Raw genomic sequence first — 5,943 nt, 5'->3', positions numbered from 1 at the left:
CATCCATCCAGATCATGCAGGGCCTGAGTGGTTCGCCTGCAGCATCCAGCGCCACGACGGAGCAGCAGGTCGTATCAACGCTGATGGCGATGATGTCGCCAGAAGAGATGCCCGCTTTTGCCACCGCACCCCGGACCGACTGGCCCATGCACATCCACCAGTCCTGCGGGTTCTGCTCAGCCCAGGATGGCTGAGGAAACTCCGTCCTGTAGGGTGTGGCTACAGAAGCCAGCGGCCGTCCATCGAGATCGAAAACGAAGGCACGGATTGATTCCGTTCCACCGTCAACGCCGATCACGTAGCTCATGCCTCGCCCCCTCCGATGGCTGACCACTTGGCTTGATCTTCATTATAGGCATGCAGTTCGCCCATGGAGATATCAAACCAGACCCCATGCAGAGAAAGATCGTGCCTGTTCTCCTTCATGCGGATCCAAGGAAAGGTGCGAAGATTGGCGAGCGAGTGCTCGATCGAGGCGCGCTCGATATGCCGCTCGTGCAGGGCGTCATCACAGCCATCTTCACGCGGTACGATGCGTGTCACGTCCTTGATCGCGCGCATCCAGCTGCCGATGAAATCGGTGTGGGTGAGGGGTGACGCCTCGCCGATCGCCGCCCGGATGCCGCCGCAGCGGCCATGCCCCATCACCACGATATGGCGGACGCCGAGCGACATGACGCCGAATTCGAGCGCCGCGGAGGTGCTGTGATGGCCGCCATCCGGCGCGTAGGGCGGCACCAGATTGGCGACGTTGCGCACCACGAACATTTCGCCGGGGCCGGCGTCGAACACGGTTTCGGGGGCGGCGCGGGAATCGCAGCAGGCGATAATCATGATTCGCGGCTTCTGCGAACCCTCGCCCAGCCGCCGGTAGCGCTCGGACTCTGACACGTAGCGGCCGGCGCGGAAATTGGCGTAGCCATCGAGCAGCGGGGCGGGCAGCGCCATCACGCCGCTCCTTCTGTGAAGATGAGGAATGGGCGGGAGCTGCGCGGCATGGAAACCTCGGGGGCACGTGATTGCTCTTGACTTGCCCCAGCCGGACCGGGGAATCAAGACCGCGGCCATCATCCCCGGCGCGGCCAGCGAGATGCCACGGGCAAGTGTTCAGCCCGGGGCGTGACAGCGAAGACGATGCCACGGTCGTGCCGTGGCACGACGAGGTGAGAGCGGCGGTCTAAACATCAGGCCGGGACAAGAGCGAAGCGTTACGCAAGTCCTCTAGCCCGCCAGCGCGGCAAGGGTTTCCAGCCGGTCGGCCTCGGCGGCGGGCTTGTCCCAGCGGATGCGGGCGATGCGCGGAAAGCGCATGGCGATCCCTGATTTGTGCCGCGTCGAGGCCTGGATCGCATCGAAGGCCACTTCCAGCACCAGCCTGGGCGCCACGGCGCGCACCGGGCCGAAGCGCTCCACGGTGTTGTGGCGGATGAAGCGGTCCAGCTGGGCGAGCTCGGCATCGGTGAAGCCGGAATAGGCCTTGCCGACCGGCACCAGCACGGGTGCTCCGTCCTTTTCCGTCCAGGCGCCGAATGTGTAGTCGGAATAGAAAGATGAGCGCTTGCCCGCTCCCTTCTGGGCATAGAGCAGCACGCAATCGGCGGTGAGCGCCGCGCGCTTCCATTTGTACCAGTGGCCCTTCGGCCGGCCGGGGAGATAGGGGCTGGCCCGGCGCTTCAGCATCAGGCCCTCAATGCCCTGGCCGCGGGCGGCTTCGCGCCAGGCGCTCAATTCGGCCTTGCTGGCCGGTTCAAGCAGCACCGAAAGATCGCTCAGGGGCGGCGCATGGGCGCGGTGCCAGGCTTCGAGCCGGGCACGCCTTTGGCTGAAGGCAAGGCCGCGCAGGTCCTCGCCGGCGATTTCCAGCGCATCATAGAAGCGCACATGGGCGGGGTATCGCGCGCGCATCGCCCGGCTCACGCTGCGGCGGTTAAGCCTCTGCTGGAGATCGGAAAAAGGCGCGGGGCCGGCGCCGCGCATCACCAGCAATTCGCCGTCCAGCACGGCGTCGAACCGGAAAGCCTCGACGAGTTCGGGAAAGCTCTGGCCGATGTCGTCGCCGGTGCGCGAGAACAGCCGCGTGAGCCCGCCGCGCCCGGAGACCTGCACCCTGATGCCGTCCCATTTCCATTCGGCGGCGAAATCCTCGAGATCAAGCGCCTCCCACTCCGCCTCTTCGAGCGGATGGGCCAGCATGAGCGGACGGAACACCGGGGTTTCCGGCGGAGCCGGCCGGCCCGTCTTGCCCGCGAGCCAGTCGAACAGCGGCACATAAGGGGCGCTGAGGCCGTGCCAGATTTCCTCGATGTCATCCACCTGCTTGCCGAAAGCCTCGGCCGCCGCCTGTTTGGCAAGCCTTGCCGAGACGCCCACCCGCGGCGCCCCGCTCAGGAATTTCAGCAGCGCCCAGCGCCCGGTGGCATCGAGCCGGTCGAGCCAGGCGGCGAGCTGTGCCGCGTGGCCGCCGCGCGGCAGGCTCTGGAGCGTGGCGACAATCTCCGGGAGTTCCGGGGCCGCACCTGGCCCGGCGCTGTTGGGCCAGATCAGGGCCACGGTTTCCGCGGTGTCGCCCACATCCTCGCGTGACAGGCGGAACAGCTCCGGGTCGAAGCGGCTCTCGCCCAATTCGGCCAGCACCCGGCGCAGCGGAAATGATATTGGCACCCCATCGCTGAGGGCGGCCAGCGCATAGCCCCGGTCCGGGTCGGGCGTGGCGGCGAAATAGTTCCGCATCAGCAACAGCTTGCCATTGCGCGCCGGCGTGCAGGTCAGGCGGTCGAGCAGGGTGGCGAAGGCTTTCATTCGGCATCGTCCTCGCGGTCGACAAGCCGCAGGGCCCGCGCCGCAACCCCGCGCTTGGCCAGCTCATGCACCAGCGCGTCCTCGCGGCCATGCGTGACCCATACGTCCCGGGCCCCGGTTTCGGCCACCGTATCAAGCAGTTCCGGCCAGTCGCAGTGATTGGAAATGACCAGCGGCAGTTCAACCCCGCGCTGGCGGATGCGGCCCCTGATGCGCATCCAGCCCGAGGCGAAACCGGCCAGCGGATCGGCGAAGCGGCGTGACCAGCGGTCACCGATCGCCGAGGGCGGCGACAGCACGATCTCGCCCGGAAGCTTGTCCCTGGCGTCCGCCACCGGGGGCACGGGACCCAGCGCGAAGCCGCGCGACACATAGTAGTCGGTCATGGCGCGGAGCGCGCCGTGCAGCCAGATGGGCCGGTCATAACCCGCCCGCCGCAGGAGCGCGATCAGCCGCTGGCATTTGCCAAGTCCGTAGACGCCGATCTGGTGGGTGCGATCGGGGAAATCTTCAAGCGAGGCCAGGAGTTTCGCAACCTCGCCCATGTCGGGCTCGTGCCGATAGACGGGGAGGCCGAAAGTGGCCTCGGTTACGAACAGGTCACAGGGCATGAGTTCGAAGGGCTGGCAGGTGGGGTCGGCCCGGCGCTTGTAATCGCCGGAAATCACCGCGCGCTGGCCGCCATGCTCGATCACGACCTGCGCTGAACCCAGAATATGCCCGGCGGGCAGCAGGCGCAGCGTTACATCCCTGATGGCAAGCGGCACGCCATAAGCCAGCGCCTGGGTCTGCCCGAGCCCGGCCTCGCCCAGCCGCAATCGCATGATTGCCAGCGTGTCGGCGGTGGCCAATACCGCGTCATGTCCCGGCCGGGCATGGTCGGAATGGCCATGGGTGATCACCGCCCGCGCCACGGGGGCGTGCGGGTCAATGTGGAAATCGCCGGGTATGCAGTAAAGCCCCGCCTGATCAGGCCGGAGCCAGCTTTCGAAGCTAGAACGCGCGTGCATGGCGGTCACCATGTCATGCGCCGGGCATGGCGGCCAAACGAAAAGCGGGGAGCCTCTGGTGCGAAGCCCCCCGCGGAATTGGTGACCGGGTACGCAGTACCTGATCCCGGATCGCCCTGGCGCTGGTCCCCGCTCCGGGTCCGATTGCCATGCATCGATCATGGCGCAGCAGAGTTTCCAAAGTGTTTCCGAAACTTGCGGAAAGATTTAAGATTGGGTTAGCGGCGTGCCGGAGCGGCACAATTCAGGCCCTCAAGGCGGCGTAGCCAGCCAGCGGTCCAGAAATCCGGAGAGCCAGTGCTTGACGGGCGCATCATGCAGCAGGTTGCCCTCGAGATGGGCGCTGGCATTCTGGGCGTTGGGCAGCGTGAATCGATGGGCCCCCAGTACACCCCAGCGATGCATGGTGAGCCTGGTCACTTCCGGATGGAACTGGATGCCGAAGGCGGTCTCGCCATAACGGAAGGCCTGGTTCTCGAAGGTGTCGCTGGCGGCGAGCCGGGTGGCGCCGGCGGGCAGCGTATGGCCCTCGCGGTGCCAGTGATAGACATGTTCCGGCCATGGGCCCAGGGCTTCGCCGGCGGCGGTGGGAATAAGCGGATAATAGCCGATCTCGACCAGGCCTTCGTCATGCGGGGCGACGCTGCCGCCCAGCTGCCGGGCCAGCATCTGGGCGCCGAGGCAGATGCCGAGAAACGGCTTGTTCTCTTTCAGCGGCACGCCGATCCAGTCGATCTCGCGGGCGATCCAGTCGTCGGAATCATTGGCGCTCATCGGGCCGCCGAAGATCATGGCGCCAGCGTGGCGGCCAAGGCTTCGCGGCAGGTCCTCGCCGAGGCAGGGCCTGCGGATATCGAGGCGATAGCCTTTCATGTTCAGCATGTGGCCGATGCGGCCCGCCGTCGAGGTCTCGGAGTGCAGAATGATCAGGATCTCTTTCGTCATGTCAGGGTTTTGCCGCAGCCGGCGCCCCCTGCCGGGTGCGGCCCTCGAGCAGGACCACCGCGAGGCCCGCCGCCATGATCAGCGCCATGCCAGCGATGGCCAGCGTGTTCGGAACATCGCCGAAGACCAGAAGGCCTGAGACCGCGGCCCAGATCATCATCGAATAGCTGAATGGCGCCACCACCCGCGCCGGCGACAGGCGGTAGGCCATGAACACGAAGGAGTGCCCGCACATCAGAAAGAAACCGGCCACGAACATAAGACCGGCATGCCGCCAGGTTGGCGCCACCGGGGTTTCGAACATCAGCAGCATGGCGAGCGCGCTCAGCATGACGATGAGAAGGGTGGAGAAGGTGACCATCAGGGCCGGCGTGCCGGGCGGCACCTTGCGCGAGAGAATGTCACGGAAGGCCGCGCCCACCGCGGTGAAGAAGGCGAAGATGGCATAGGGCGAGGCTGTGCCTGCCCCGGGCTGGGCCACCAGCATGGCGCCGGTGATGCCAAGCCCAATGAGCGCCATGCGCAGCCCGCCGACTCTCTCGCCGAAAAACAGCCACATGCCGAGGAGCACGATGAGCGGCGAAATCTGGGCAATGGCCGCGACATCGGCAATCGGCATCTGGTCCAACGCCAGAATAAAACTCAGAATCGCGAACACTTCGCTGAACGACCGCAACGCCACCCAGGGGTTGAAGGCCTTCGGCAGTTCGCGCAGCAACCCCATGGCGGCGATCACCGGCAGGCACCACAAACACGCCGCGATGCCGCGCATCACCAGCACCTGGAAGGGCGGCGCGTCCGAGAGCGCCAGCTTCATGCAGCTGTCATTGGCAACGAACGACGCCATCGCCACCAGTATGGCGGCGACACCCCGGACATTATGGGAAAAAGCCATCGATTCGAAAATTCAGCGAGCCAGTGCAAATGACTAGCCGCCGCCGCCCTGCTTGGCAATCGGCGATCTGCCGCTCAGGCAGTCAGCGTGATCGGCACCCGCAGATAGTGAACGCCATTGGCATCGGCGGGCGGCAGCTTGCCCGCCCGCATATTGACCTGGATCGACGGCATGAGAAGCGCCGGGGCGGCGAGCGTCGCATCCCGCGCCGTCCGCATCTTCACGAACTCCTCCTCGGAGACACCATCATGGACATGCACGTTGCGGTCAATCTCCTCGCCCACCGTGGATTCC

Annotated in this window: 6 protein-coding genes and 1 pseudogene; all 7 read right to left on the bottom strand. The window is 66.0% G+C overall.

Features of this window, described 5'->3' with window-relative positions:
* Positions 1 to 307: FGGY family carbohydrate kinase (locus ACKOED_RS00860; RefSeq protein ID WP_408914682.1), on the bottom strand; the 307-nt coding region annotated here is incomplete at its 3' end.
* The gene (locus ACKOED_RS00855) at positions 304 to 948 is read right to left on the bottom strand and encodes a carbonic anhydrase (protein WP_408914681.1); all 645 of its coding nucleotides are present in this window, start codon (positions 946 to 948) and stop codon (positions 304 to 306) included. The genes ACKOED_RS00860 and ACKOED_RS00855, both read right to left, overlap by 4 nt.
* 273 nt (positions 949 to 1,221) lie before the next feature.
* A complete protein-coding gene (locus ACKOED_RS00850) occupies positions 1,222 to 2,799 on the bottom strand; it encodes a cisplatin damage response ATP-dependent DNA ligase (RefSeq protein WP_408914680.1) in 1,578 nt (525 codons plus the stop codon).
* Positions 2,796 to 3,809, bottom strand: coding sequence for a ligase-associated DNA damage response exonuclease (locus tag ACKOED_RS00845; protein ID WP_408914679.1), 1,014 nt, complete (start codon positions 3,807 to 3,809; stop codon positions 2,796 to 2,798). Before ACKOED_RS00845 ends, ACKOED_RS00850 begins: the two co-directional genes overlap by 4 nt.
* Before the next feature lie 252 nt (positions 3,810 to 4,061).
* Entirely contained in the window at positions 4,062 to 4,754 is a 693-nt protein-coding gene (locus ACKOED_RS00840) for a glutamine amidotransferase (RefSeq protein ID WP_408914678.1), read from the bottom strand.
* Between the two features lies 1 nt (position 4,755).
* On the bottom strand, positions 4,756 to 5,649 hold the full coding sequence (locus ACKOED_RS00835; RefSeq protein ID WP_408914677.1) for a DMT family transporter: 894 nt from the start codon (positions 5,647 to 5,649) through the stop codon (positions 4,756 to 4,758).
* A 74-nt stretch (positions 5,650 to 5,723) separates the two neighbouring features.
* Positions 5,724 to 5,943, bottom strand: a pseudogene (locus ACKOED_RS00830) (MBL fold metallo-hydrolase); the annotation flags it as partial.

This window comes from Aestuariivirga sp., assembly GCF_046093005.1.
In the GTDB taxonomy this organism is placed as follows: domain Bacteria; phylum Pseudomonadota; class Alphaproteobacteria; order Rhizobiales; family Aestuariivirgaceae; genus Aestuariivirga.
The sequence above is the reverse complement of the archived record's forward strand: the minus strand, read 5'-3'. Positions and strand labels throughout refer to the sequence as shown.

Bases quoted from the DNA above. Each gene is read 5' to 3' on its own strand.
- ACKOED_RS00855 (WP_408914681.1), bottom strand. From the start codon at position 948: ATGGCGCTGCCCGCCCCGCTGCTCGATGGCTACGCCAATTTCCGCGCC.
- ACKOED_RS00850 (WP_408914680.1), bottom strand. From the start codon at position 2,799: ATGAAAGCCTTCGCCACCCTGCTCGACCGCCTGACCTGCACGCCGGCG.
- ACKOED_RS00845 (WP_408914679.1), bottom strand. From the start codon at position 3,809: ATGCACGCGCGTTCTAGCTTCGAAAGCTGGCTCCGGCCTGATCAGGCG.
- ACKOED_RS00840 (WP_408914678.1), bottom strand. From the start codon at position 4,754: ATGACGAAAGAGATCCTGATCATTCTGCACTCCGAGACCTCGACGGCG.
- ACKOED_RS00835 (WP_408914677.1), bottom strand. From the start codon at position 5,649: ATGGCTTTTTCCCATAATGTCCGGGGTGTCGCCGCCATACTGGTGGCG.